This window comes from Rhizobium sp. 21-4511-3d (assembly GCF_053522545.1).
This window is the reverse complement of record NZ_JBNWCF010000004.1, coordinates 214,794-240,387: the sequence shown is the minus strand read 5'-3', so window position 1 is coordinate 240,387 and position 25,594 is coordinate 214,794. Positions and strand designations below refer to the sequence as shown.

The window sequence follows — 25,594 nt, the reverse complement described above, 5'->3', positions numbered from 1 at the left end:
ATCGCTTCAACGGCATACATCAACTGAGTACGGGATCTTGCTCCCATGATACGCTACATCCTCCAGCGCCTTGCGGGCATGATCGTCGTGATGTTCCTTGTGGTCACGATCGTCTTCGTCATCGTGCGCGTCACGCCGGGCGATCCGGCGGCTGTGATGCTCGGCCCCGATGCGACGTCGCAGGATATTGCCGATCTGCGTGCCAGCCTCGGCCTCGACCGGTCTCTCGGCGTCCAATACATCTATTATGTCGGTCAGCTCCTGAGGGGCGATCTCGGCCAGTCGATCTTCCTGAACATGCCGGTGACTTCGGCACTTCTCGATCGCGCCGAGCCGACCTTCTTCCTGACGATCTTCTCGCTTGCCATTGCCAGCATCATCGCCCTGCCGATCGGCATCTACGCCGCCTACCGGCGCGGCTCCTTCGTCGACCAGGCGGCGACGACGCTTGCGATGTTTGCGGCGAGCATCCCGAGCTTTTGGCTCGGCCTGATCCTGATGCAAATCTTCGCCGTCCGCTTCGGCATGTTCCCGGTCTCGGGATACGGTGGTCCCGGCTCGACCTTCCTCGACCGCATGTATCACCTGACGCTGCCAGCCTTTGCGCTCGGCATCGTTTCCTCGGCGCTGATCCTGCGCTTTACCCGCGCGTCGATGCTGGACGTGCTCGGCGACGATTACATCCGCACGGCGCGCGCCAAGGGTCTGATCGAGCGCAAGGTGATCCTCAAGCACGCGTTGAAGAACGCGCTGATCCCGATCCTGACCGTGCTTGGCCTGACGGCGGCCGTCCTGATCTCCGGCGCGGTCGTCACCGAGACCGTCTTCGGTCTGCCCGGCGTCGGCAATCTCGTCGTCTCGGCCGTTCTTCGCCGTGACTATCCGGTCATCCAGGGCGCGTTGCTCGTCATTGCCGCGCTCTACGTCCTGATCAATTTTGCGATCGACATGCTCTATCTGCTGGTCGATCCGAGGGTGCGCTACTGATGAGCGATATCGCGATCAAGCCGGCCGAAAGCGAAGGCCGCAAGTTCATCCGCCGCTTCCTGAAGCGCAAGACGGTCGCCTTCGGCGTCCTCATCCTCGTCATCTTCGTGCTGCTGGCGATCTTCGCGCCATGGGTCGCGCCTTATTCGCCGTCGAAGCTCTCGATCGTCAACCGGCTGAAGCCGCCGAGCGGAGCCTATTTCTTCGGCACCGACGAGTTCGGCCGTGATGTGCTGTCGCGCACGATCTTTGCCGGGCGGCTGTCGCTGCTGGTCGGCGCGGCCGTTGTCGCCTTGTCCGCCGTGATTGGCGTGACGCTCGGCTTGCTTGCCGGCTTCTTCAAGAAGCTCGACACGCCGATCGCCCGGCTGATCGACGCGATGATGGCCTTCCCCGATATCCTGCTCGCGATCGCGCTCGTGGCGGCACTCGGCCCATCGCTGACCACCGTCATCGTCGCGCTGTCGATCGTCTATGCGCCGCGTCTTGCCCGCATCGTTCGCGCCTCGACGCTTGTCATCCGCGAGCTGCCCTATGTCGAGGCGGCCCAGGCGCTGGGCATCTCGACCTTCCACATCATGACGCGCCATGTGCTGAGGAACCTCCTGTCGCCGATCCTGGTGCAGGCGACCTTCCTGTTTGCCAGCGCCATGCTCGCCGAGGCCGGGCTCTCCTTCCTCGGCCTCGGCGTCAGCCCGGAAATCCCGACCTGGGGAACCATGATTGCGGCCGGCCGCCAATATATCGGCCAGGCCGACTGGATGACGCTGTTTCCGGGTGTCGCCATCATTCTCTCCGTGCTCTCGCTCCAGATGGTCGGTGACGGTCTGCGCGACATGCTCGATCCCAAACTTCGAAAGGACTTGTAAATGACCGGTGATAAAGCGGCCAAGCCGCTCCTCCTCACCAATGTGAAGCCGATGGCATTCGGCGCCGATACGCCCGCTGGCGCCGTCGATATCCTTGTCGATGGCGAGGGCAAGATCGCCAAGATCGGCCAGCAGCTCGCCGTTGGCGATGATGTGACGCGCGTCGATGGCAAGGGCGCCTGGATTTCGCCCGGCTGGGTCGATCTGCACGTCCATATCTGGCATGGCGGCACCGATATCTCGATCCGACCGTCCGAATGCGGCGCCGAGCGCGGTGTCACCACGCTCGTCGATGCCGGATCCGCAGGCGAAGCCAATTTCCACGGTTTCCGCGAATACATCATCGAGCCATCCAGGGAGCGCATCAAGGCATTCCTGAATCTCGGGTCCATCGGCCTCGTCGCCTGCAACCGCGTGACCGAACTGCGTGACATCAAGGATATCGATCTCGATCGCATCCTCGAATGCTATGCCGAAAACAGCGAGCATATTGTCGGCCTGAAGGTGCGCGCCAGCCACGTCATCACCGGCTCGTGGGGCGTCACCCCGGTCAAGCTCGGCAAGAAGATTTCGAAGATCCTGAAGATCCCGATGATGGTGCATGTCGGCGAGCCGCCGGCGCTCTATGACGAAGTTCTGGAAATTCTTGGTCCCGGCGACGTCGTTACCCACTGCTTCAATGGCAAGGCGGGTTCGAGCATCATGGAAGACGAGGATCTCTTCAATCTCGCCGAACGCTGCGCCGGTGAAGGCATCCGCCTCGATATCGGCCACGGCGGTGCGTCCTTCTCCTTCAAGGTGGCGGAAGCGGCGATCAACCGCGGCCTGCTGCCGTTCTCGATCTCGACCGACCTGCACGGCCACTCGATGAACTTCCCGGTCTGGGACCTGGCGACGACGATGTCGAAGCTGCTCTCGGTCGGCATGCCCTTCGACAAGGTCGTCGAAGCCGTCACCCATCACCCGGCATCGGTCATCAAGCTGTCGATGGAAAACCGCCTGGCCGTCGGTCAGCGCGCCGATTTCACCATCTTCGACCTGATCGATTCCGACATCGAGGCGACCGATTCCAACGGTGACGTCTCGGTGCTCAACAAGCTGTTCGAGCCGCGCTACGCCGTCATCGGCAGCGAGGCGATCACCGCCAGCCGTTACATCCCCCGTGCCCGCAGGCTGGTTCGTCACAGCCACGGCTATTCCTACCGCTAAGAGAAGAAAACAGAAATCGCATGACAGGAGCCTACGTGAACACGTCTCCAGCTACCGCCAAGATCTCGGGTACGCCTGCCGAAAGGCTGGCCGCGCTCGGCATCGCCCTGCCGCCGGCGCCGCCGCCGATCGCCAACTTCGTGACGCATGTCATCGAGGGCAATATTCTCTATCTCTCCGGCCAGGGGCCGCGGGAAGCCGATGGCTTTCTGCACACCGGTAAGGTCGGCGGCACTGTCGGCGTCGAGGACGCCTACAAGCATGCGCGGCTGACGGGCATCAACCTGCTCGCCGTCATGCAGGATGCGCTGGGCGATCTCTCGCGCGTCAAGCGTGTCGTCAAGCTGCTCGGCATGGTCAACGCCGTGCCTGACTTCCTCGATCATCCGAGCGTCATCAACGGCTGCTCCGACCTCTTCAACGATGTTTTCGGCGAAGAGGCCGGCCAGCATGCGCGCTCGGCGGTCGGCTTCGGTTCTCTGCCCGGCAATATCACCGTCGAGATCGAAGCGATCGTCGCCCTGCGCGACTAGAGGAGGATGTCAGTGGTTGCGCCAGCCCATGATCTTTTCGATGCGTTCCGCCGACGCGCGCACATGCGCCGTGTAGCGGTTCTCGTCCGAAAAGGCCTTCTGTTCGGGAAGGACGATGGAGATGGTCGCAACGCACTCGCCGTCACGGTCGCAGATCGGCGAGGCTATGCAGGCAACCGCATAGTCCGATTCACCGGCCTGGATCGACAGGCGCGCGTCGAAAGCGGCGCCCGCCGAGCTCGACAGCACTTCGGCATCCATCTCGGCGCGTCCCGTCGGCGAGGTCTTGGCGCAGCGCTTGAAGAGCTCGACACGCTCGGCCTCCGGCAGGTGGCCGGCAAGCAGGCGGCCGGACGCCGTCCAGTTCAGCGGCACCCGCGTTCCGACGCGCGATGCCACCTGGAAATGGCTCGGGCCGTCGGCCATGGCGAGCACCAGCATGTAATCGCCGTCGCGGCCGCAGACCTGCACGGTCTCGCCGGCTTCGCGGCAGAGGTCGTGCATTTCATGGGTGGCAACGCTCATGAAATCCAGCGAGCGGGCATAGGCGAGGCCGTAGTGATAGAGCCGCGGTCCAAGCCAGACGGATCCGTCCGTATTGCGCGTCAGCATGTTCTTTTCGACCAGATCGTCGACGATCACATAGACCGTCGACAGCGGTGCCTTGACCGCCTTGGCAATCGCGTAGACCCCCGCGGGCGATCCGGTTTCGTAAAGGTAATCAATCACCTGCAGAGCACGGTCGATACCGCTCACGCGCGAGCGGCGAGCGGTCTTTTCGCTGCCGGTCTCTTCGGCGGAGGTGTTGTCTTCGGAGTAAACCGTAGATGATGTCTTGCCGTCCAATTCCACGTCCCTCGTATGCAGATGCGAGTTTATTACATTACTATGGCATAGCCGTCACTGAGGCAAATCGCAACACCCCATGTGACCAGGCACTCGAAATTGGAGACAACAATGTCTGATGACATCCGCCCGTCGATCGGCCTTCGCCCGGTCATCAACGTTTCCGGCACCATGACCAGCCTCGGCGCATCGATCGTCGTTCCCGAGGCGATCGCCGCCATGTCGTCGATCCTGCCGCAATTCGTCGAGGTCAACGATCTCCAGCGCAAGGCGAGCGCCATCATTGCCCGGCTGACGGGCGGCGAGGCAGGTTTCGTCACCGCGTCCTGCTCGGCAGGCATTTCGCTGGCGGTCGCCGGCACCATCACCGGCAACAATCTGCTGGCGATCGAAAAGCTGCCTGAAGTCATCACCGACAAGAACGAAGTTCTCGTGCAGATGGGTCATGTCGTCAGCTACGGCGCGCCTGTCGATCAGGCGATCCGTCTGGCCGGTGGCAAGGTCGTGCTCGTCGGGCAGGCCACTTCGACGCATCGCTTCCACATGGAAAATGCGATCACCGAAAAGACCGCCGCAGCTGTCTATGTGGTCTCGCATCATGTCGTCGATTACGGCCTGCTGAACCTCAAGGAGTTCGTCGAGATCGCTCATGCCAAGGGCGTGCCCGTCATCGTCGATGCGGCTTCGGAATATGATCTGAAGATTTTCCTGGAGCAGGGGGCCGATATCGCGCTCTATTCCGGCCACAAGTTCCTGGGCGGCCCGACCTCCGGCATCGTCGCCGGCAAGAAGGAGCTGGTGCGCAACGCCTTCCTGCAGAACATGGGCATCGGCCGCGGCATGAAGGTCGGCAAGGAAAGCATCTTCGGCGTCATGGCGGCTCTGGAGGCCTGGGAGAAGCGCGATCACGCCGGCATCCGCGAGCGCGAGACGGGCTATCTCAATCTCTGGAAGCAGACGCTCGACGGCCGCCCTGGCGTCACCGCCCTGATCGAGCCCGACCCGACCAACAACCCGCTCGACCGCATGCGCGTCATCGTCAAGGCCGATGAGGCCCACATCACCGCCTGGGATCTCGCCGATGCGCTGGCGCGCGGCACGCCGCCGATCATCGTGCGCGATCACGAGGTCGAGCATCACTATTTCTACCTCGATCCCTGCAACCTGCATCCGGGCCAGGAAAAGATCGTCGCCAGCCGCATTGGCGAGGAACTCGACAAGGCGCGCGCCTCCAACGAGATCATCGCGACGCCGATCGAGAACCGCAGCAAGCACCGCTTCGACGGCGCCCTGCGCTGGCCGGACTAAAAAGCGACGGCGGGCGGTCTCCATACCCCTCCCGCCTGCCGGCCACCCTCCCCACAAGGGGGAGGGTTGGGACTGCCGCAGTGCCGGGCCTGCCGACAGCAACAGAAACGAAGGAACGACCATGATCGCGGAAGCTCAGAAAAGTCAGGCCACGGAACCGGTTCTCTCCGTCCGGAACCTGACGACATCGTTTCTCGTCGATGGCGCCTGGAAGCCTGTCGTGCGCGATGTCTCCTTCGATGTGGCACCGGGCGAGACGGTCGCGATCGTCGGCGAGAGCGGCTCGGGCAAGAGCGTCACCTCGCTGTCGATCATGCGCCTGCTGCAGGCCGATTCCAGCCGCATCGAGGGCAAGATCATGCTCGGCGGCCGCGATCTGCTTGCTTTGCCGGAAGAGCAGATGCGCAAGGTGCGTGGCAATGATGTCGCGATGATCTTCCAGGAGCCGATGACCTCGCTCAATCCGCTCTTCACGATCGGCGATCAGATCTCGGAAGCGCTGCTCTGCCACAGGCCGATGTCGAAGGCCGAGGCGCGCGCCGAGACCATCCGCCTGCTTGAGAAAGTCCGCATCCCCTCGGCCGCTTCGCGTTTCGACGAATACCCGCATCGCTTCTCCGGCGGCATGCGCCAGCGCGTGATGATCGCCATGGCGCTGGCTTCGCGCCCGAAGCTGCTGATCGCTGACGAGCCGACGACGGCGCTCGACGTGACCATACAGGGGCAGATCCTCGACCTCATCAAGATGCTGCAGGAAGAGGAGGGGACCTCGGTTCTCTTCATCACCCACGACATGGGCGTCGTCGCCGAAATCGCCGACCGCACCGTCGTCATGTATCGCGGTGAACAGGTGGAGACCGGCGAGACCGCCGATATCTTTCATCGCGGCAAGCACCCCTATACGCGCGCGCTGCTATCGGCCGTCCCGGTTCTCGGTTCGATGACCGGCTATGAGCGTCCGCTGCGCTTTCCTGTCGTCAACACCGCGACCGGCGAATCCGACAAGCCGGTCGAAACGGCCGATACCGTTGCCTCGACCGCTCGTCCGGTTCTGGAGGTCAGAAACCTCACCAAGCGCTTCGACATCCATTCCGGCCTGTTCGGCAAGCTGACCGGCCGCGTCCATGCCGTCGAGAATGTCTCCTTCGATCTCCACGCAGGAGAGACGCTGTCGCTGGTCGGCGAATCCGGCTGCGGCAAGTCGACGACCGGCCGCGCCATCATGCGGCTGATCGAGGCGCAGAGCGGTTCTGTTATCGCCGACGGCAAGGATGTGCTGGCGCTCGACAAGTCGGGCATGCGCGAGATGCGCAAGACTGTGCAGATGATCTTCCAGGATCCCTTCGCCAGCCTCAATCCGCGCATCCGCGTCGGTGATGCCATTGCCGAACCCTATCTCGAACACAGGATGGGCACGGCGAAGCAGGCGAAGGAGCGCGTCGCCGATCTCCTGACCAAGGTCGGGCTGACGCCGGACATGGCCTCCCGCTTTCCGCACGAATTCTCCGGCGGCCAGCGCCAGCGCATCTGCATCGCCCGCGCGCTTGCCCTGGAACCGAAAGTGATCGTCGCCGACGAGAGTGTTTCCGCGCTCGACGTCTCGATCAAGGCGCAGGTCATCAACCTGATGCTCGACCTGCAGCAGAGCCTGAACCTCGCCTTCCTGTTCATCTCCCACGACATGGCTGTCGTCGAGCGCGTCAGCCACCGCGTCGCCGTCATGTATCTCGGCGAAATCGTCGAAATCGGCCCCCGCGCTGCCGTCTTCGGCAATCCGCAGCACGACTATACGAAGAAGCTGATGTCGGCGGTGCCCGTTCCCGACCCAGATCGCCGGCGCGAGAAGCGGGCGGCGGCGAATGACGAGCTCAGGAGCCCCATCCGGCCGGTCGACTATGCGATCAAGCCGCTTGAATACCGGGAAGTGTCACCGGGACACCTGGTGGCGGTGTAAGCTAGGCGGCAGATGGGTTCTTGCCACGTTCAACCGGAATGATTTCCGCGACCGGTTGACCGTCCCTGAATATCCGTACGGTCTCGCCACCCTCGACCAGGCGGACGAGTTCGCTCAGGCGCTTTTTCGCTTCAGCTATCGTGACCTCGATCATCGCCTACCACATCATCGCTGACGTTGGCATGATGCACGAAAAAGTTGCGGAACTCAAATGCACAAAAACAGCAAAAGCCGCCGCATGGGGGATTGCGGCGGCTTTCGCACGGGGGCAGGGAACATCCCCGGAGGTCAACCGAAGCAGCAAGCGGAGGGCGGGTTGCTTTTTGCCCGGTTGGCGATGGCGTTGATGAAGTTGCCTACCTTCGAGGTGCTGGCCTCGCGTTTGCGGGCTGCCGTCTCAAGGAGTTGCTTGAAGTCTTCAAGCTTGACGCCATCGGCGCGCATCACCATGGCGATCATCGGGTCGCGAAGAGCTTCGGAAATGGTCAGGTCTCTGTTCTGTGTCATGGTAAGTCCTCCTTTCGTGGGCAGCTGCCCGTGTTCCGCTGTCGCAGCCTGCCCTCTCGGCATTGACTTTGGCGATCAGCGGTGTTACCGGTAAGTAACAATGCATTTGTTACCGATCGGTCACATCGATGTCAAGGACTTCGTCCTCAAAAAAATCAGAAACTTCGAATGAAATCTCCCAGGGCATGACAGACGAAAAGATTCCCCCGCGGGAACGTATCGTTTCGACCGCTTCGGAGCTTTTCCGCGAGCACGGCATCCGTGGCATTGGCGTCGACGCCATTGCCGATGCTGCGCTTACCAACAAGATGACCCTCTACAGGCACTTCGGCTCCAAGGACGAGCTGATCTGTGAAACCCTGCGGCGGGCATCGGAAAAGGCCGAGCAGATCTGGCGTGATCTGGAGACGGCTCATCCCGGCAATCCGCGCGCTCAGCTCGATGCCTGGGTCGAAGGCCGCGCGCACTGTCTGAACGGCGAGCCGGCGGGCTGCGATCTTGCCAATGCGGCGATCGAGTTGAAGGGCGAGGGCCATCCGGCCTATGGCGTCATCGAGCGCCACAAGGCCGATCAGCGCCACCGCCTCGTTGCCCTCTGCGCTGCAGCCGGTGCCAGCGAGCCGCAGCTCCTGGCCGATACGCTCACGCTTCTTCTCGAAGGTGCGCGCGTGACGCGCCAGGCAATGGGCAGTGGCGGTTGCTGCAGCCATTTTGCCAAGGCGGCCAGTGCTGCAATCGCTTCCTACTGCTAAAGCGCAGCGCCGCCGTGGAACCTCCGCGGCGGCGACGCGTTACCTTCCTGGTCAGGAAGAACCCGTGGCAGTGAGATGAACTACACTTACCTCCATCGCCTGTATGCCAAGCGCGCCGAGCTGGAAGCTAAGCTCGAGCTTCATGAAGCGCGCGACTGCTTTGGTGACGAGGAGGTCGAAGACGGCACCGAAGCCGATCTGCGCCAGCGCCTGAGTGAAGTCACCCAGGAAATCGACAATCTGGAACATTCCCCTGGCCGCTAGTTGGCGGCGTCCAGAAGCTCGACGGTGCGTTTGTCGAATTCCCCCGCATAATATTTGTCGATCGCCCGGTGAAAGGGAGACCCGTGGTCGCTGATTGCGGCAAAGAGCGTGAGCGACGACCGGAACTTCAGGTCGTCGGGCGAGCCCAGGATATCGTGCGCGCTGCGATCATTGACCGAGAGCATCGCATCGACACAGCGAAGCAGCCGCGTTCCGAGAATCGGATCGGCGAGATAGGCGGCGGCTTCCTCGGCGGAACGGACGGCGTATTTCTCCGCCATCGACGATGTTCCGAGGCCCGCGATTTGCGGGAAGATGAACCACATCCAGTGCGATCGCTTGCGCCCGGCCTTCAGCTCCGACAGAGCCCGGCCGTAGATGCCGTTCTGCGCGTCGATGAAACGGTCGAGATCGAAATTGAGATCACTGGACATGGGGCGCCTCCCTTATGCGGGGAAGATATGGGAGGCCGCGTGGATTTCCATGTCGCTGCCGTCAGCAGCCTTTTTCCGCGTAGGGGCTGTATTCGCGGCAGGAATCGAGATGGTGATGAGGGTGTGGAACGGAAGTGACCGGCGCGGCGATTGCCGAGGTCGTCACCGGATCGGTTGCGACCGGTGTGGTGAAGTGGCCGGTGAGGCCGACGATCGCAAGGAGCGCGATCGCTGCGACGACAACGAGCCGCTCTATGCCGGAAAGCCGCTGGGCCTTCACATGTTCGGCATAATCCTGCTCGCCGTCGCCGGCGCTAAAACTGTCAAAATTGGTCATGGCATGAACTCCGAATATTGCCGCGAGACCTGATATGAGCCACCGCTCACAGCAGGTGGGAGCCCGCGTGCGCCACACATTTATGTAGCCGCCTCATCAAATTTAAGCCGTCGCTTGGCAAACGCAGTGTTCAGAAAATGACATCAATAGACGCTATTGCCCGATCCGGTACTGGCGATGACGGGCGATCCGCGGTAGGTCTTTGAGCCAGCAGAGATTGCGGATTTTCTCCATGACCAAATCATATGGCGCAATGTCCATTGCGCAGCTTTCTGTCCTTATTCAAAGCGGTGAAGCGGATCCCGTCGAAGTGACGGAATCGATCCTTTCAGGCATCAAATCCTATCCGGATCAGGCGATCTTCATCTCGCTGACCGAGGATCGCGCCCTTGCCGAAGCCAAGGCGTCGGCCGCGAGGCTGAAGCAGGGCCGTTCGCTCGGCGTGCTCGACGGCATCCCGATCGCCTGGAAGGACCTCTTCGACATCGAGGGAATGGCGACGACGGCAGGTTCGAAGATTCTTGCCGGCGCGCCGGCTGCAAAGCGCGATGCGGCGATCGTCACGGCGCTGAAGCAGGCGGGGATGATTGCGCTCGGGCGGACCAACATGAGCGAGTTTGCCTTCTCCGGCCTCGGCGTCAATCCGCATTACGGCACGCCGCACAATCCCCACGGCAAGGACCAGCCGCGCATACCGGGCGGTTCGTCGTCCGGCGCAGGCGCGGCCGTTGCCGCCGGTCTGGTGCCAGTGGCGATGGGTACGGATACCGGCGGCTCCGTCCGCATCCCCGCCGCGCTGAACGGCATTACCGGCTACAAGGCGACGCGCGGACGCTACGATATGGATGGCGTGTTTCCGCTGGCCAAGAGCCTGGATTCGCTGGGGCCTCTCTGCCGCACCGTGCAGGATGCCGTCTGGATCGACGCGGCAATGCGCGGGCGAACGGCGTCCGAAGTCCACCGCCGTGGCATTGACGGTCTTGAGATCGTCATTCCCGAGAACATCGTCTTCGACGGTGCCGAACCGGGCGTGGTTGCGGCCTTCGAGGCGAGCGTCGAACGGCTTTCACGCGCCGGTGTGAAATTCGCCAGGATCGCAATGCCGGTCTTCGACGAGATCATCGCGCTGATGGCGAAACATGGTCCGCTGGCCTCGGCGGAAGCCTTTGCTCTTCATCGCGCGCGCCTTTCCGGCCCCGAGGCCGATGGCATGGACCATCGCGTCGTGTTGCGCACCCGGCTTGGCGAGCGCACCAGCATGGCCGATTACGTGGCGATCCTGGAGGCGCGGACGAAGATGATCGCCGCCTCGGAATCCCTGATCGGTAATCGTCTTCTGGCCTTTCCTGCCGTCGCCCACGTCGCCCCGCCGATCGCGCCGCTGGAACAGGACGACGATCTGTTCATCGCGACCAACGGCAAGACGCTTCGCAACACGTTGCTCGGCAATTTCCTGGACTGGTGCGGCGTCTCTATGCCCTGTGGCCGCGGCGATGCCGATATGCCCGTCGGTTTCCTGCTGTCGGCGCCCGCCAATTGCGACGAAGCGCTGCTTTCGGCAGCGCTGGCGATCGAGCCGGTGGTGCAGGAGGGGTTCTGAGACGGCTCGAAAGTTATCTGAAATCGGAGGAGTAAGATAATGACGTCATTGCCGAACGGCCGCTTCGCGGTCTCCACCTGGTCGCTGCACCGCCTGCTCGGGCCGACCTATCCCTATAGCCCGGATCCGGCCAAGAGCGCCGCCCGGCAAGAGCCATACGGCGCCGGTGGCGCCTCGCTGATCGAGCTGCCGAAGCAGCTTGCCGAGCGCGGTATCTACCGTCTGGAACTCTGCTCCTTCCATCTGCCAAGTCTCGATCCGGCCTATCTCGCCGAGTTCCGCGCCGCGATGAAGGCGTCGGGCGTGCTGTTCCAGACGCTGCTCGTCGAAGACGGCGACCCGAGCCATCCCGAAACCGGCGAGCGCGATATCCGCTGGATTGCCGGCTGGATCGAGATCGCCAAGGCGCTCGGAGCGGAGAACATGCGCGTCATCGCCGGCAAGCAGAAGCCGTCGCAAGACAGTCTGCAGCGCGCGCTGACGAACCTGACATGGCTGGCCGCGCAAGCCGAAGGCAGCGGTATCCGCGTGGTCGTTGAGAACTGGTTTGACCTGCTGCCGGCACCGGAGCAGATGAACTGGCTGCTTGACGGTCTCGAAGGCAAGATCGGCCTAAACGGCGATCTCGGCAACTGGTCTGCGCCTGCGAAATATGCCGGTCTCGCCGATATCATGGGCCGCGCCGAGCTTTGCCACGCCAAGGCCGATTACAGCGCATCGGGCCTCGATGCGGAGGATTACGGCAAGTGCCTGGAAGCCTGCCGTGCCGCCGGTTATGCCGGCCCCTTCACGCTGATCTACGACTCGCCCTTCTTCGCCGACGAGTGGGACGGCATCCTTTTGCAGAAGGCCTTTATCGAGGACTTCTTGGAAACGCGCCAACGCGCAATCGCTTGAAATGCAAGGAGACATGACATGAGCGCCCCATCGCCAATCGACAGCTTCGCAGCAAAGATCAGGAAGGGCGGCCATGGCGGCCTGGTTTCGGCCTGGATCGGCATTCCCTCGCCGCTGATGGTCAATCATCTGGCGCAGGAGGATTTCGACTCCCTCGTCCTCGACATGCAGCACGGCATGTGGGACCTCGGCACTGCTGCGGCCGCTGTCGCGCAGGTGCGGGTTGCCGGAAAGCCGGCGCTGGCGCGCATTCCGGTCGGCGACTTCTCGGCCGCCTCGCGGCTTCTCGATGCCGGTTTCTCCGGCATCATCGCGCCGATGGTCAATTCCAAGGCGGATGCCGAGGCACTCGTCAGCTTCACCAAATATCCGCCGCTCGGTGAGCGCAGCTGGGGGCCGAGCCTGGCGCTCAACCATGTCGGCATTCCGGCCTCCGAGTACCTGAAGACCGCCAACGACCTGACGGTGACGATCGCCATGGTCGAGACCCGTGCGGCGCTCGAGGCTGTCGACGACATTCTTGGCGTCGAAGGCATCGACGGCATTTTCGTCGGTCCTTCGGACCTGTCGATCGCGCTCTCGAATGGAGCCAAGGTGGCGCCGGATACGCCTGAGGTCGACAAGGAGCTGTCGCATGTGATCGCCCGCTGCCGGGCCCACAAGAAGTTCGTCTGCGCTTTCGGCAGCGACGGCGCACGCGCCGGTGAGATGCTGACACTCGGTTGCGATCTGGTGATTGCGGCAGGCGATTCCACGCAGATCCGAAACGGCGCCGCCCGCGAGATCGCGGCAGCCCGCAAGGGTTTCAAGCGCTAACGGCCGGGCTTCACCGCCAGCCAGATGACATGGCGCGCGCCGCGTCCCTTTCCGGCGCGCGTGCTGACCGCTTCGGTGGCGAAGCCGCCATCCTTGAGGCGGCGGGTAAAGCTGGTATCCGGGCCTGACGACCAGACGGCGAGAACGCCGCCGCCGCGCAGTGCGGCCTTGGCGGCGTTGATGCCGCCGTAATCGTAGAGCTGGTCGTTGGATTTGCGCGTCAGGCCATCCGGGCCGTTATCGACATCGAGCAGGATCGCATCGAAACCGGCTTTCGCGGCGCGGATCGCTTCGCCGACATCGCCTTCGAAGATCGTCACGCGCGGATCGTCTAAACATCCCTTGAAGACTTCGGCCATCGGGCCGCGCGCCCAGGCGACAACAGCTGGCACAAGCTCGGCTACCACCACTTCGGCATCATCGGGAAGGACGGCAAGCGCTGCCCGGAGCGTAAAGCCCATGCCGAGACCGCCGATCAGCACCTTCGGCCGCTTGCGGCCCTTGATGCGCTCGTAGGAGAGGGTGGCAAGTGCTTCTTCCGAACCGCTGAGGCGGCTGTTCATCAGCTCGTTGGCGCCGAGCATGATGGAGAATTCCGAGCCGCGCTGCTTCAGCCGCAGTTCGCCGCCGTCGCCGGGAATGGTTGCCTTGTCGAGTTCGATCCAGGGGAGCATGCCGTTTGCCTTCTATTCGGCCGCTCCCCTAGCATAGGCAAGCGCGCAAGTCACAGGCTGCGGGCAAAATGTCCGGGCGATGCTTCGACGATGGTATCCTGCGTCGCGGCGGCAGCCTTGCGGATACCGTCGACCTCTTCCGGCTTCAGCCGCGTCTTGGGATCGTCGAAACGCACGTCCGGATCCGGCACGGCCGAAAGCAGAAGCCGCGTATAGGGATGGATCGGGCTGTCGATGACATCAGCCGTTGGCCCCCATTCGACGATCTGGCCGGAATACATTACGGCGATATCCTCGGCGACGTAGCGTGCCGTGGCGATATCGTGGGTGATGTAGAGAAGGCCGAGATTCATCTGCTGTTTCATCTCGTTCAGCAGGTTGAGGACGCCGAGACGCACGGAAACGTCGAGCATCGAAGTCGGCTCGTCGGCGACGATGATCTCTGGTTTTGCAGCAAGCGCACGCGCGATGTTGACGCGCTGGCGCTGGCCGCCCGAGAGTTCGTGCGGATACTTGGCGGCGACGATATCGGGGTCGAGGCGCACGCGCTGCAGAAGCTCGCGCACGGTCGCATCGATCGCCGATGTCTTGATATCGGGACGATGCAGCTTCAGCGGCCGCGTCAGGTGATAGGCGATCGTGTGCGCAGGGTTCAGCGAGGCGAACGGATCCTGGAAGATCATCTGCACCGAGCGGCGGTAGTCGGCGAGCTCGGCACGGCCGGCGGCGTCCACCGGCTTGCCCTTGTAGAGGATCCGGCCGGTCGTCGGCGCATATTCGCGCATCGCCATGCGGGCGCAGGTGGTCTTGCCGCTGCCGGATTCGCCGACAAGCGCCAGTGCGCGGCCGGGATGCAGCGAAAACGAGATCGAACGGGCGGCATGCACTGTCGAGCTGCCGTGGCCGAAGGTCTTGTTGACCTTGTCGAGAGAGAGGATCGCTTCGCTCATGCGAGCACGCCTCCATGCAATGAGGGGAAGGAGGCCCAGAGCTTCTTGGTGTAGTCATGCTGCGGCGTTTTGTAGATCGCCTCGGCCGTGTTCTGCTCCACAAGCTTGCCGGCGAGCATGATGCCGATGCGGTCGCAGAACTGCACCATCAGCCCGAGATCATGGGTGATGAACAGCACCGAGAAGCCGAACTGGCGGCGGAGCTCGTTGATGCGCTGCAGGATTTCGCGCTGAACGACGACGTCGAGCGCCGTCGTTGGCTCGTCCATGACGACCAGCTTGGGATCGAGCGCCATGCAGATGGCGATGACGATGCGCTGGCGCATGCCACCGGAAAACTGGTGCGGATAGTTGCGCATCCGGTCCGGGGGGATATCGACGAGCCTGAGCATCTCCGCGGCACGCTCGCGCGCCTGCGCCTTGGTCATGCCCTTGTGGGTCTTCAGCACGTCGTAGAACTGGTCCTCGATGCGCAGCACCGGGTTCAGCGAGTTCATGGCGCTCTGGAACACCATGGCGACTTCCCGCCAACGGAAATCGGCCAGCGCCTGCTTGTCGAGATCGAGCACGTCGCGGCCGGCGAGAAGGATTTCGCTGCCCTTGCGGATCAGCGCCGGTGGCTTGTGCAGGCGGCTGATGGCGAAGGCGATGGTGCTCTTGCCGCAGCCGGATTCGCCGGCGAGCCCGAAGACCTCGCCGGGGGCCACGTCGAAGCTCACATCGTCGACGGCGCGAAAGTCCTTTTCCTCGCCGATATAGTCGATGGTCAGGTTCTTGACCGAGAGAAGCGGCTTGTTCACAGGCGGCCCTCCCCGGTGCGGATCAGCGCCTTCCAGCGGCCGAGCTGGCCACCGGTGCGAAGCCGCGGATTGGCGACCTCGTCGACCGCGAAATTCAGAAGCGACATGCCGATGCCGAGCAGTGCCAGAGCAAAGCAGGGCGTCAGGATATCCCACCAGGCGCCGACCGAAAGGGCGGATGCCTTTTGTGCATTGTAGAGCATGGTTCCCCAGGACACGACCTTGGGATCACCAAGGCCGAGGAATTCCAGCGTCGCTTCGGTGATGATCGCGAAGATGACGCTGCCGATGAAGTTGATGCCGACGATCGAGATGACGTTCGGGAAGATCTCGAACATCATGATGCGCCATTGCGGCTCGCCCATCGTTTCGGCCGATTTGACGTAATCCTTCTGCTTCACCGAAAGCGTTTCGGCGCGGGTGACGCGTGCGCCCCAGGCCCAGGAGGTGCCGCCGAGGATCAGCGCGATGACGAGCGGGCTTGCCTGGCCGATGAAGGCGGCGAGCACGAGGAGCAGCGGCAGGTTCGGAACGACGAGCACCATGTTGGTGAAGAAGCTGATGACCTCATCGGTCTTGCCGCCGCGATAGCCGGCGATGATGCCAAGCGCGGTGCCGACGATGGTGATCAGCAGGCCGGCGCCGAAGCCGACGGCAAGCGAGGTGCGCGCGCCGTAGATCAGCCGCGAGAACACGTCCTGGCCGATGCGCGTCGTGCCGAGCAGATGATCGAGCGACGGCGCCTGGTGCGGCCGGCCGGTACGGGCCGTCGGGTCATATTGCGTGATCAGCGGCGCGGCGATGGCGACGATGATGATGAACAGGATGATGGCGACGCCGACGAGCGCCTTGCGATTGCGCAGGAGCCCGGAAATGAGGGTCTTCATGTCACGCTCCCTTCAGTCGCGGATCGAGCAGCACATAGCTGACATCGACGATGAAATTGGCAACCAGCATGGTCGTGGTCATGATCAGCAGCTGTCCCTGGATGACGGGATAATCGCGCGCCAGGATCGCCTGATAGAGGATGTTGCCCATGCCCGGGTAGTTGTAGACGACCTCGGTGACCAGCGAGCCGCCGAGGATGGTGCCGATGGCGATCGCCAGCGACGAGACGGTCGGCAGCAGCGCGTTGCGAGCGGCATACCAGATCATCACATGCCGGTCGGAGAGGCCCTTGGCACGGGCCATGACGATATAGTCCTCGCCGAGCAGGTTGATCATGTTGTTGCGCATGGTCACCGCAAAGCCGCCGGTCATAACGGCGCAGAGCGTCATCATCGGCAAGAAGGCGTGATAGAGGACGCTGCCGATATATTGCAGCGTGAAGGCCGGATCGAGCGACGGATCGGCGGCATAGCCATTCGGGAACCAGCCGAGCGTGAAGCCGAAGATGAAAACGACGATCAGCGAGGTGACGACGGCGGGAACCGAGGTCGCGAAGATCGCGACGACCGAGACGATGACGTCGAAAGCGCTGCCGCGGCGCCATGCGGCGAGAATGCCGAGGAAGCTGCCGATCGTGAAGCTGATGATCGTGGCGCTGCCCATCAGGCCGACGGTCCAGACGAGCGCGTGCCCTAGCACGGAGGTGACCGTCAACGGGAAATACTTGATCGACCGGCCGAGATCGCCGGTGAAGATGCTGCCGAGATAGGTCAGGTATTGCTGCCAGAGCGGGCCATCGACGAAGCCGAAGGTGAGCTTCAGCGCGTTCAGGCTCTCGGGCGGCAATTCGGCGCCGGCGCTGGAGAACATGATCTGCACTGGATCACCCGGCATCAGGCGCGGCAGGAAGAAGTTGATCGTCGCCGCCGCGATGAAGGCTGCCAGATAGAAGGCCAGGCGGCGTAACAGGAAAGCCATGGAAACTCCGTGAAATCGGGAGCGGCCGAGGGGTAGCCGCTCCCGAAGCTCCGTTGCTTACTTGACCGGCTCGAGGGCGAGCAGGTTCAGAAGGCGAGCGGGGTTGGTGCGCGAGATGGACGGATTGACGAAGGGGTTCTCCTTGGTCGACCAGCCGGTGAAGCGCTTGGTGTTGTACTGATACCAGTTCGGATTGTTGAAGACCGGGATCATCGGCAGGTTCTCGGCGACGATGCGCTGAGCCTTGTTCATCGCTTCCTTCTGCTTGTCGAGATCGGCAGTGTGCGTGAACTGGGTGACGAGGTCTTCGACTTCAGGGCTGAACCAGCGCTGCGCCGTAAAGCGCGTCTTGCCCTTGTCCGAAGCGCTGAAGGCGCGCTTGTAGGGATAGTAGGGCGAAGAGGATGCCGGCAGGCTGTTGATCGCGGCGTCGAACTTGCCTTCGATCAGGTCCGAGGTCCAGACGGCTTCCTCGGGGGTCTCGATCTTGGCGTCGATGCCGACCGCCTGCATGCCTTCGATGGCGATGTTGACGGTGTCGATCCAGTCGGTCCAGGAATTCGGAACGATGATCGTGAACGAGATCTTCGAACCATCCGGGTTGTCGCGGAAGCCGTCGCCGTCCTTGTCCTTGTAGCCGGCCTCGTCGAGCAGGGCCTTTGCGGCGTCGGCGTCATAGGCGGCGAACTTGCCGAAGTCGGCCTTCACGGACGGGTCAGCCCAGCTCTTGTAGAGCTCGCCCATCAGGCCCGGGTCTTCGTTCAGCGTCGGGTAGCCATAGCCGGCAACGTCGATCATCGTCTTGCGGTCGAGCGCCATGGAGACCGCGCGACGGAACTTGACGTCGTTGAACGCCTTCTTGTTGGCTTCGTTCGCTGTTTCCTGGTTGAACAGGAAGGCGACCATGCTGCTCGGCGAATACCAGTAGTGATAGTGGTCCGGGTCCTTGGAGACATAGACGTTGTCGATGTCAGGAATGAAGGAGACGCCCCAATCCAGCGTGCCGTCGGCGGTCGCCGTCAGGATTTGGTTGTTGTCGGCGAGCTGCGGGAAGCGCATGCAGTCGACCTTCAGGTGCGCGGCATCCCAGTAATTCGGGTTGCGGCACTGGTCGTAGGTCTGGCCGGTGAAACGCGGAACTTCGGTCAGCGGGCCGCTGCCGACGGGGTTTTCGTTGGCGAAGGTGACCGGATCGGCAACGTCCTTCCAGACATGCTCAGGAACGATCGGCAGCTGCGACAGCTGCTCGGCAGCGAGCGAGCTCGGGTCCTTCAGCGTGAAGCGGATGGTCTGGCCGTCGACGGCCTCGACGCCGGTGATGAAGCTCCAGATGCTGACGAAATCGAGCGCCGGGAACTTCTTCAGGTATTCGTAGGTGAACTTGACGTCTGCGGAGGTCAGCGGCTTGCCGTCCGACCACTTGAGGCCGTCGCGCAGCTTGAATTCGATCGTCTTCAGGTCATCCGACTGCTTGAAGCTTTCGGCGAGGCGATAGACCGGCTTGTTGCTGTCGAAGCGGTTGAAGATGACGAGCGGCTCGTAGATGAAGTCGAGCGTCGACTGGCGCGAGGACGTCTGGTTGAACGGGTTGAAATTGCGCACCCAGGTCGTTGCCGGTTCGATGTTCGCGGTCAAAACGGTTTGCGCCATGGCGGTGCCGGACAGCAGTGACAGAGCTGTCGCGGCGGCGAATATGTATTTTTTCACTTTATTCCCCTTGCTTGGTTACTTCGCGATACGTGCTGGTCAGGCGGCCAGCACGGTCTTGAACATGTCCTCGACTTCCGCATGGGCGGCGCGGACGTCGATCTTGAGATTGCCGAGACGGGCCTTGCCGGCCTCGATGCGGGCGATCGCTGCGTCGGTCAGCGGGCGGGCGGCCTTGGCGGCCGCTTCGCTTTCCGGGATGTCGCCATGGCTGTGGAGCGCGATGTCGAAACCGGCGTCCAGAACCTGAGCGACGCGCTCCGGCATGGTACCCTGCAGCGATTCCATGAAAATGCAGTCGGAGATCAGCACGCCTTCATAGCCCATGTCCTTGCGGATCACGTCATGCATGACCGGCGAGATGGAGGCGGGCAGCTCCTTGTCATAGGCCGAATAGACGACATGGGCGACCATGGCCCAGGGCGTATCCTTCAGCGCCACGAAAGGCTTGAAATCGGTCGCTTCGAGCGTTTCGCGGGAGGCGTCGACAACGGGGCGTTCCTTGTGGGAATCGAGCGTCGCGCGGCCGTGGCCCGGGATATGCTTCATGACAGGCATGTTGCCGGTTTCGAGCAGGCCATCGACGACCTCGCGGCCGAGGGCGGCGATGAAATCTGGATCCGGGCCGAAGGAGCGGGCGCCGATGACGGCGCTCGTCGTCGAAAAGACGAGATCGAGCACCGGCGAGCAGCCGCTCGAAAGGCCAAGTTCCGTCATCATCGCCCCCATGGCCTGGGAGGAAAGACGAAGGGCACGCTTGCCGAGTTCGAAATCACGTCCGGCGAGCTCGGCAAAGGCGCCGAAGCTGCGGAACAGCGGCCAGGGGCCGGCGTCGAGATGCTGAACGCGGCCGCCTTCCTGGTCGGTGAAAACAGGGGCGTCGTCGCGGCCGACGGCTTCGCGGAAGCGCTCGATCAGGATACGGACCTGTTCCGGGTTCTTCTGGTTGCGGCGGCCGACGAAGAGGCCGAGAGGATTGGTTTCGCGAAACATCGCAAATTCGTCGTCCGACAGGGTAGGGTTCGGCATGCCGACGAAAAGGGCGAGGGGGGTCTTGGACACTCTTTATGCTCCGGTCTTGAAATGTCAGGTCTTCGGCGCGCTTCTGAGCATGCCTTCGTAAACGCCCTTGTCGGGCGCGGGGATCGGCACGGCGCCGGCGGTCTTGGCGTAGAAATCGACAGGCCCCGCATCGCCGATGAAGGCGTAGGCGTGGCCGAGGGTCTTCATGGTCTGCAGGGAGGCGGAAAACAGCGCCAGGCCGATGCCCTTGCCGCGGGCCTCCCTGGCAACGCCTGTCGGGCCAAAGAAACCGCGGGCAGTCGTGTCGTAGCAGGCAAAGCCGAGCAGCTTTCCGTCCTCGACGGCGATGAGACAGGCATTCGGCTGGCGGGAAAAGGCGACGGTGACTTCGCTTGCCCAGTTCTCGCTGAAATGTTCGCGGACCCAGGAGGTGACGACATGCATTTCCGGCGGCAAGGCAGGCCGGATTTTGACACCGGTTTCAACCGCCTTTGATTTGAGTTCGTCGAGCTTTTTCGAATATAAGCTCACCAGCAGGTCGGGCACCTGTGATCCTCCGTATATTCCGTTATTACGGAATGTATCCCCTTTTAATGACATAGACTTCGCGATTTCGATCAGTCTTGTCAACAGGGAATCTGGCGGATGACAGAAGGCCGCGCCGTGCCGCGCCCAATGAAAATGGCCCGGCGCAGGGCCGGGCCATTAAAGAAACGCGAAAGATCAGATATTTACCTGGCTGCCCAGTTGGCGCCGCGGCGGAAGATGGTCTTCATCTGCGGCACGCTGAATTCCTTGGCCTGGTGGCCGAGCGAGGAATAGAAGACCCGGCCCTTGCCATATTTGCGCTTCCAGACGACGGGCATGACGACTCCATCGATCCAGTAGGCGTGGTCGCCGGTAAAAGTCGTCGTCGCCAGCACCTCGTTCGAGGGGTCGACATGCATGTAATACTGCTCCGACGTGTAAGGGAAATCGGTGATCCCCTCCATGACCGGATCGTCCGGGCGGGTGATATTGACCTTGTAGTCGATGATATTGCCGGGATGGGCCACCCACTGGCCGCCGATCATGAACTGGTATTCGACGCACTCGCGAAAGCTGTCGCCGGCGCCGCCATGATAACCGGCGATGCCGACGCCATTTTCGACGGCGGCCGCGAGATTCTTGATCTCTTCCTTCTCGATCTTCGACATCGTCACGATCGGCACGACGAGACTGAGGTCATGCACCGACGGGTCGGCAAACGCTTCGGTGCTGTGCTCGACATAGACCTTGAAGCCGTCCTCTTCGAGCATGTCCTTGATGATGGCGGCGCATTCCTGCGGCTCGTGGCCGCTCCATCCGCCCCAGACGATCAGTGCTTCACGCATTTCCATTCCTCCTGAAATTACTTGGCGAGCCGCCCGTCGACGAGCGATTCCGAGAGCGGCGCGGGCCGCTCGGTTGCCGTGGTGATGGTGACCGTGCGGCCGCTCTCGGACGCCGTATGGAAGGCTTCCATGACCTCGAGCACATGCAGCGCTAGGCTGCCATTGGCGCGGTGCGGCCGGTTCGAGCGGATGGCATGGGCAAGATCGGCGACGCCGATCGAGCGGTAATTGCCGTCGGCGTAAGGCGAGGTCAGGTCCTGCGGCTCGAAGCTGCCGCCCTTCTTCAAGAACTGCACCTCGCCGCCGAAGTGGTTCGGATCCGGCACGATCAGCGTGCCCTCGGTGCCGTAGACTTCCAGCGGCACATGCTTATGTCCCGCGACATCGAAGCTCATGCCGATCTGGACGACCGCGCCGTTCGCAAACGCCATGACGCCTGCGACATGGGTCGGCACGTGAACCGGGATCTTTTCGCCGTTTCGCGGCTCGCTGGTGATGACGCGCTCCTTGCGCGGCGAGACGGCAAAGCCCGCGACCTGCGCCACCGCGCCGAAGAGATTGACGAGGTCGGTGATGTAATAGGGGCCCATATCGAGCATCGGGCCGCCGCCGACCTCATAATAGAAGGCCGGGTTCGGATGCCAGCGCTCGTGGCCGGGGCACATGAAGGTGGCGGTGCCGCCGACCGGCTGGCCGATCACACCCTTGTCGATCAGTGTGCGGGCCGTCTGATGGCCACCGCCGAGGAAGGTGTCGGGTGCTGCGCCGATCCGCAGACCCTTGGCCTTGGCGGCCTCCGCCAATTTTTTCCCTTCCGCGAAATTAATGCCGAGCGGCTTTTCGGAATAGGTGTGCTTGCCTGCCTCAAGCGCCTGCAGCGCAACGGCGACATGGGCCTTCGGCACAGTCAGATTGACGATGATCTCGATCTTCGGATCGGCGAAGAGCTCATCGATATTTTTTGCGGGAACATTGAATTCGGCGGCCTTGGCATCGGCGAGTTCGCGGTTCAGATCGGCCACGCCCCTGATGTCGAGGATCGGGAAGGAGGCCATTGCCTTCAGATAAGCGCCCGAAATATTGCCGCATCCGATGATGCCGATACCGACCTTGTCCATGCTTTCCTCCCGATGGATATTCTGTTGTCAGCGCCCTAGAGCGCCGGCCCCGTGGTGCTCCAGGGCGATTCATAGAGTTCGTAGAGCGCGACGGCGGCAGCACCCTGCGCCCAGAAATCGTCGCTGGAATCGTCGAAGACGAGTTCGGTGACGCCCTTCAGCGACGGCGGGATCGCCACCGCATAGGCATCGCGCAGGCTGTTCAGGAACGGTTCGCCGAGCGCCAAGCTGGAGCCGACGAGGATGACGCGCGGCGGCGCGAATAGCGTGACGATATTGGCGATCGTCAGCCCCACGGCTTCACCGGCGCGGATCGCCGAGGCGATCAGCGTGTTGTCCTCGGCCTTGATCAGCGCCTGGGCATGGGTCATGCCGCGGCCGAGACGGATCGCTTCGGCAAACCGGCCATCCGCCTGCTGGTCGCCGAGGATGGCGCTCTCGCCTGCCTGTGTCGAAAGCCGGACCGTTCCCTGCGGTCCCATGCCGAGCACGAGGTCGCCGAGATTGTGGCTGAGGCCACCGGCGCCGCGGAACAGCTGGTTGCCGTGCAGCACCCCGAGCCCGAGCGTTTGTTCGAGCGAAATCAACACCATGTCTTCGAGATCACGGGCCTTGCCGAACCAGTGATGGGCAAGCGTGATCGCATGGGCGTCGCTCTCGACGATCGTCGATGTGCCAAGCCGCGCCGTCATCTCGGCTGCGAAATCGACATTCACCTCACGAAAGATCGGACTGCTGCGGACATGGCCGGTGCGATGCTCGATGACACCGGGAAGGCCGAGGCAGACAGTATCGACATCCTCGAGCGAGAGCCCGGCATCGACAACGCAGCGGCGCACGCCGTCTTCCACGAGATCGGCGATGACGGCGATCGGCTGCCGGTCGATCCGGATCGGAAGCGTCAGCTTCGACAGCACATCGCCGCGAAAATCGGTGACGACGAAGATCATCCGGTTGGCGGCGATCTTGGCGCCGACGACGCGGGCGGCATCCGGGTTCAGTTCCAGCATGACGCGCGGCCTGCCGCGCGCCGCCTCGTTGCGGATATCGCCTTCGTGGCGTGGCAGGATCAGGCCGTCGTCGAGCAGCGACGCGGTGATCGCCGAGACGGTTGTCGTCGACAGTTCGGTGCGCTCGCTGATCTCCACGCGCGAAATCGGCCCGTGGCGCCGGATCGTGTCCAGCACGTTCAAGCGATTGATTGCACGCATCAATTCGGGATCTGCGGTCTTCATGAAAAACTAGCCGGGCAATCGCATCTCTGGCCGAAACAGCCACATAATTTCGTCGGGGTGCGAATTAAATAACAGGCACATCCCGCCCACTGTCAAGCGCGATCGGCAAAAAATCAGGCGGTCGGGTTGACAATCGGGCCAAGCTCCATTGAATTATTCCGCATTGGGGAAAAATTGGTGAGGACAGTTCCCCTGGGAGGAAAATCATGACGTATATGCACAAGGGCCTGGCCCTTCGCGGCAAGCGCATTGCATTTCTGGCCGCCGCCGCAGGGGTCTCGCTGATGCTCGGCGCCGGTGCCGCCTCGGCCAAAACGGTCGTCAAATGGCTGCATCTGGAGCTCGATCCGAAATTCGTGGCGAAGTGGGAAGAGATCGTCAAGAAATACGAAGAGCTGCACCCCGATGTCGATATCCAGATGCAGTTCCTGGAAAACGAGGCCTTCAAGGCCAAGCTGCCGACGCTTCTGCAGTCGGACGACGTGCCCGATTTCTTCTACACCTGGGGCGGCGGCGTCCTGAAACAGCAGTCGGAGACCGGCGCGCTGCAGGAGGTTACCCCCGCGCTTGACGCTGACGGTGGCAAGCTGCGCAACCAGTTCACCCCGGCCTCCGTCAACGGCATGACCTTTGACGGCAAGGTCTGGGCGGTTCCCTACAAGGTCGGTCTGGTCAGCTTCTTCTACAACAAGGAGCTCTTCGCCAAGGCAGGCGTGAAGGCCGAGGATATCAAGAGCTGGGCGAACTTCCTCGATGCGGTGAAGAAGCTGAAGGATGCCGGCGTCGTGCCGATCGCCGGTGGCGGCGGCGAGAAGTGGCCGATCCACTTCTACTGGAGCTACCTCGTCATGCGCGAAGGCGGCCAGAAGGTCTTCGATGCCGCCAAGAAGGGCGAGGGCGAAGGCTTCCTGGATCCCGCCATCATCAAGGCCGGCGACGATCTTATCGAACTCGGCAAGCTGGAGCCTTTCCAGCCCGCCTATCTCGGCGTGACCTGGCCGCAGGCGCTCGGCGTCTTCGGCGACGGCAAGGCGGCGATGATCCTCGGCTTTGAAAATACCGAAGCCAACCAGCGCAAGAATGCCGGCGATGGCAAGGGGCTCGCCCCCGACAATATCGGCCGCTTCGCCTTCCCGACCGTCGAAGGCGGTGCCGGCAAGGCAACCGATACGCTGGGCGGCCTGAACGGCTGGGCGGTGACCAAAAAGGCATCCAAGGAAGCGCTCGACTTCCTCGCTTACCTGACCAACGCCGACAACGAACGCGAGATGGCAAAGAACGCCATGCTGCTGCCGGTCGCGGTCGGTGCCGATGATGGGGTCGTCAACCCGCTACTCGGCGAATCCGCCAAGCAGCTGGCTGGGTCCACCTGGCACCAGAACTTCTTCGACCAGGATCTTGGCGCTGCCGTCGGCCGCGTCGTCAATGATGTCTCGGTCGAAATCGTCTCGGGCCAGATGAGCTCCAAGGATGGTGCCCAGCAGATTCAGGACGCGTTCGAACTCGAGCAATAAGCCTCCCAGCAAGCACTCCCG

Annotated in this window: 28 protein-coding genes; 12 read left to right on the top strand and 16 right to left on the bottom strand. The window is 62.6% G+C overall.

The features are described from left to right. Nucleotides 1–45: 45 nt before the first annotated feature. Genes ACQZ5H_RS11935 through ACQZ5H_RS11920 form a run of 4 tightly spaced genes read left to right on the top strand, consistent with a single transcriptional unit; the run spans nt 46 to nt 3,598 of the window. The gene (locus tag ACQZ5H_RS11935; protein WP_162708614.1) at nt 46–987 is read left to right on the top strand and encodes an ABC transporter permease; all 942 of its coding nucleotides are present in this window, start codon (nt 46–48) and stop codon (nt 985–987) included. After that, on the top strand, nt 987–1,856 hold the full coding sequence (locus tag ACQZ5H_RS11930; RefSeq protein ID WP_449097809.1) for an ABC transporter permease: 870 nt from the start codon (nt 987–989) through the stop codon (nt 1,854–1,856). Before ACQZ5H_RS11935 ends, ACQZ5H_RS11930 begins: the two co-directional genes overlap by 1 nt. After that, entirely contained in the window at nt 1,857–3,065 is a 1,209-nt protein-coding gene (locus tag ACQZ5H_RS11925) for an amidohydrolase/deacetylase family metallohydrolase (RefSeq protein ID WP_203431007.1), read from the top strand. A 20-nt stretch (nt 3,066–3,085) separates the two neighbouring features. After that, nucleotides 3,086–3,598 carry a RidA family protein gene (locus ACQZ5H_RS11920; protein WP_130283713.1) on the top strand — a complete coding sequence of 171 codons (513 nt, stop codon included), beginning with the start codon at nt 3,086–3,088 and terminating at the stop codon, nt 3,596–3,598. 9 nt (nt 3,599–3,607) lie between these two features. On the opposite strand, the gene ACQZ5H_RS11915 is transcribed toward ACQZ5H_RS11920, so the two are convergent. Next, on the bottom strand, nt 3,608–4,450 hold the full coding sequence (locus ACQZ5H_RS11915; RefSeq protein ID WP_449097808.1) for an IclR family transcriptional regulator: 843 nt from the start codon (nt 4,448–4,450) through the stop codon (nt 3,608–3,610). Nucleotides 4,451–4,555: 105 nt separating this feature from the next. Here ACQZ5H_RS11915 and ACQZ5H_RS11910 point away from each other — a divergent pair, with 105 nt between their 5' ends. Both ACQZ5H_RS11910 and ACQZ5H_RS11905 read left to right on the top strand, forming a co-directional pair. Next, the gene (locus ACQZ5H_RS11910) at nt 4,556–5,752 is read left to right on the top strand and encodes an aminotransferase class V-fold PLP-dependent enzyme (RefSeq protein ID WP_449097807.1); all 1,197 of its coding nucleotides are present in this window, start codon (nt 4,556–4,558) and stop codon (nt 5,750–5,752) included. A gap of 121 nt (nt 5,753–5,873) precedes the next feature. After that, a complete protein-coding gene (locus ACQZ5H_RS11905; protein WP_449097806.1) occupies nt 5,874–7,706 on the top strand; it encodes an ABC transporter ATP-binding protein in 1,833 nt (610 codons plus the stop codon). A 1-nt stretch (nt 7,707) separates the two neighbouring features. Here the strand turns inward: ACQZ5H_RS11905 and ACQZ5H_RS11900 are convergent, their stop codons facing one another. Both ACQZ5H_RS11900 and ACQZ5H_RS11895 read right to left on the bottom strand, forming a co-directional pair. After that, a complete protein-coding gene (locus ACQZ5H_RS11900; protein WP_449097805.1) occupies nt 7,708–7,860 on the bottom strand; it encodes a type II toxin-antitoxin system Phd/YefM family antitoxin in 153 nt (50 codons plus the stop codon). Between the two features lie 134 nt (nt 7,861–7,994). Further along, on the bottom strand, nt 7,995–8,213 hold the full coding sequence (locus ACQZ5H_RS11895) for a hypothetical protein (RefSeq protein WP_112712111.1): 219 nt from the start codon (nt 8,211–8,213) through the stop codon (nt 7,995–7,997). A 128-nt stretch (nt 8,214–8,341) separates the two neighbouring features. Here ACQZ5H_RS11895 and ACQZ5H_RS11890 point away from each other — a divergent pair, with 128 nt between their 5' ends. Both ACQZ5H_RS11890 and ACQZ5H_RS11885 read left to right on the top strand, forming a co-directional pair. Continuing rightward, a complete protein-coding gene (locus ACQZ5H_RS11890; RefSeq protein ID WP_130283724.1) occupies nt 8,342–8,965 on the top strand; it encodes a TetR/AcrR family transcriptional regulator in 624 nt (207 codons plus the stop codon). A gap of 75 nt (nt 8,966–9,040) precedes the next feature. Then, entirely contained in the window at nt 9,041–9,229 is a 189-nt protein-coding gene (locus ACQZ5H_RS11885) for a hypothetical protein (protein ID WP_112712107.1), read from the top strand. On the opposite strand, the gene ACQZ5H_RS11880 is transcribed toward ACQZ5H_RS11885, so the two are convergent. Both ACQZ5H_RS11880 and ACQZ5H_RS11875 read right to left on the bottom strand, forming a co-directional pair. Beyond that, nucleotides 9,226–9,663, bottom strand: a complete 438-nt coding sequence (locus ACQZ5H_RS11880; RefSeq protein ID WP_449097804.1) for a DUF1810 domain-containing protein — start codon at nt 9,661–9,663, stop codon at nt 9,226–9,228. The two genes, ACQZ5H_RS11885 and ACQZ5H_RS11880, sit on opposite strands and share 4 nt — an antisense overlap. A gap of 61 nt (nt 9,664–9,724) precedes the next feature. Beyond that, nucleotides 9,725–10,000: a hypothetical protein gene (locus ACQZ5H_RS11875; RefSeq protein ID WP_112712103.1), complete on the bottom strand. Its 276-nt coding sequence runs from the start codon at nt 9,998–10,000 to the stop codon at nt 9,725–9,727. Between the two features lie 232 nt (nt 10,001–10,232). Here ACQZ5H_RS11875 and ACQZ5H_RS11870 point away from each other — a divergent pair, with 232 nt between their 5' ends. Genes ACQZ5H_RS11870 through ACQZ5H_RS11860 form a run of 3 tightly spaced genes read left to right on the top strand, consistent with a single transcriptional unit; the run spans nt 10,233 to nt 13,313 of the window. Continuing rightward, nucleotides 10,233–11,600 carry an amidase gene (locus ACQZ5H_RS11870; RefSeq protein ID WP_449097803.1) on the top strand — a complete coding sequence of 456 codons (1,368 nt, stop codon included), beginning with the start codon at nt 10,233–10,235 and terminating at the stop codon, nt 11,598–11,600. 39 nt (nt 11,601–11,639) lie between these two features. Next, nucleotides 11,640–12,497, top strand: a complete 858-nt coding sequence (locus tag ACQZ5H_RS11865) for a sugar phosphate isomerase/epimerase family protein (RefSeq protein ID WP_449097802.1) — start codon at nt 11,640–11,642, stop codon at nt 12,495–12,497. A gap of 18 nt (nt 12,498–12,515) precedes the next feature. Further along, on the top strand, nt 12,516–13,313 hold the full coding sequence (locus tag ACQZ5H_RS11860) for an HpcH/HpaI aldolase family protein (protein ID WP_449097801.1): 798 nt from the start codon (nt 12,516–12,518) through the stop codon (nt 13,311–13,313). Here ACQZ5H_RS11860 and ACQZ5H_RS11855 read toward each other — a convergent pair. The 11 genes from ACQZ5H_RS11855 to ACQZ5H_RS11805 form a co-directional block, all read right to left on the bottom strand. Further along, nucleotides 13,310–13,987: a spermidine synthase gene (locus ACQZ5H_RS11855; protein WP_449097800.1), complete on the bottom strand. Its 678-nt coding sequence runs from the start codon at nt 13,985–13,987 to the stop codon at nt 13,310–13,312. The genes ACQZ5H_RS11860 and ACQZ5H_RS11855 overlap by 4 nt on opposite strands. 50 nt (nt 13,988–14,037) lie before the next feature. Then, nucleotides 14,038–14,937, bottom strand: coding sequence for an ABC transporter ATP-binding protein (locus ACQZ5H_RS11850; RefSeq protein ID WP_449097799.1), 900 nt, complete (start codon nt 14,935–14,937; stop codon nt 14,038–14,040). Beyond that, nucleotides 14,934–15,737 carry an ABC transporter ATP-binding protein gene (locus ACQZ5H_RS11845; RefSeq protein ID WP_449097798.1) on the bottom strand — a complete coding sequence of 268 codons (804 nt, stop codon included), beginning with the start codon at nt 15,735–15,737 and terminating at the stop codon, nt 14,934–14,936. The genes ACQZ5H_RS11850 and ACQZ5H_RS11845 overlap by 4 nt, the downstream gene beginning before the upstream one ends. Further along, complete coding sequence (locus ACQZ5H_RS11840) at nt 15,734–16,612, bottom strand: ABC transporter permease (RefSeq protein ID WP_413712516.1); 879 nt, start codon at nt 16,610–16,612, stop codon at nt 15,734–15,736. The genes ACQZ5H_RS11845 and ACQZ5H_RS11840 overlap by 4 nt, the downstream gene beginning before the upstream one ends. 13 nt (nt 16,613–16,625) lie before the next feature. Further along, entirely contained in the window at nt 16,626–17,603 is a 978-nt protein-coding gene (locus ACQZ5H_RS11835) for an ABC transporter permease (protein WP_449097797.1), read from the bottom strand. Between the two features lie 57 nt (nt 17,604–17,660). Further along, nucleotides 17,661–19,310, bottom strand: a complete 1,650-nt coding sequence (locus tag ACQZ5H_RS11830; RefSeq protein ID WP_449097796.1) for an ABC transporter substrate-binding protein — start codon at nt 19,308–19,310, stop codon at nt 17,661–17,663. 39 nt (nt 19,311–19,349) lie between these two features. Further along, nucleotides 19,350–20,372: a glycoside hydrolase family 3 N-terminal domain-containing protein gene (locus ACQZ5H_RS11825; RefSeq protein ID WP_449097795.1), complete on the bottom strand. Its 1,023-nt coding sequence runs from the start codon at nt 20,370–20,372 to the stop codon at nt 19,350–19,352. Nucleotides 20,373–20,396: 24 nt separating this feature from the next. Next, the gene (locus tag ACQZ5H_RS11820; protein WP_112712082.1) at nt 20,397–20,879 is read right to left on the bottom strand and encodes a GNAT family N-acetyltransferase; all 483 of its coding nucleotides are present in this window, start codon (nt 20,877–20,879) and stop codon (nt 20,397–20,399) included. Between the two features lie 185 nt (nt 20,880–21,064). Further along, nucleotides 21,065–21,706 (bottom strand): ThuA domain-containing protein, encoded by a 642-nt coding sequence (locus tag ACQZ5H_RS11815; protein ID WP_112712080.1) that lies wholly within the window; start codon nt 21,704–21,706, stop codon nt 21,065–21,067. 17 nt (nt 21,707–21,723) lie between these two features. After that, the gene (locus ACQZ5H_RS11810; protein ID WP_449097794.1) at nt 21,724–22,824 is read right to left on the bottom strand and encodes a Gfo/Idh/MocA family protein; all 1,101 of its coding nucleotides are present in this window, start codon (nt 22,822–22,824) and stop codon (nt 21,724–21,726) included. A 35-nt stretch (nt 22,825–22,859) separates the two neighbouring features. Next, complete coding sequence (locus ACQZ5H_RS11805) at nt 22,860–24,059, bottom strand: ROK family protein (protein ID WP_449097793.1); 1,200 nt, start codon at nt 24,057–24,059, stop codon at nt 22,860–22,862. 206 nt (nt 24,060–24,265) lie between these two features. On the opposite strand from ACQZ5H_RS11805, the gene ACQZ5H_RS11800 reads away from it, so the two are divergent. Next, nucleotides 24,266–25,573, top strand: coding sequence for an ABC transporter substrate-binding protein (locus ACQZ5H_RS11800; RefSeq protein WP_449097792.1), 1,308 nt, complete (start codon nt 24,266–24,268; stop codon nt 25,571–25,573). Nucleotides 25,574–25,594 lie beyond the last annotated feature (21 nt).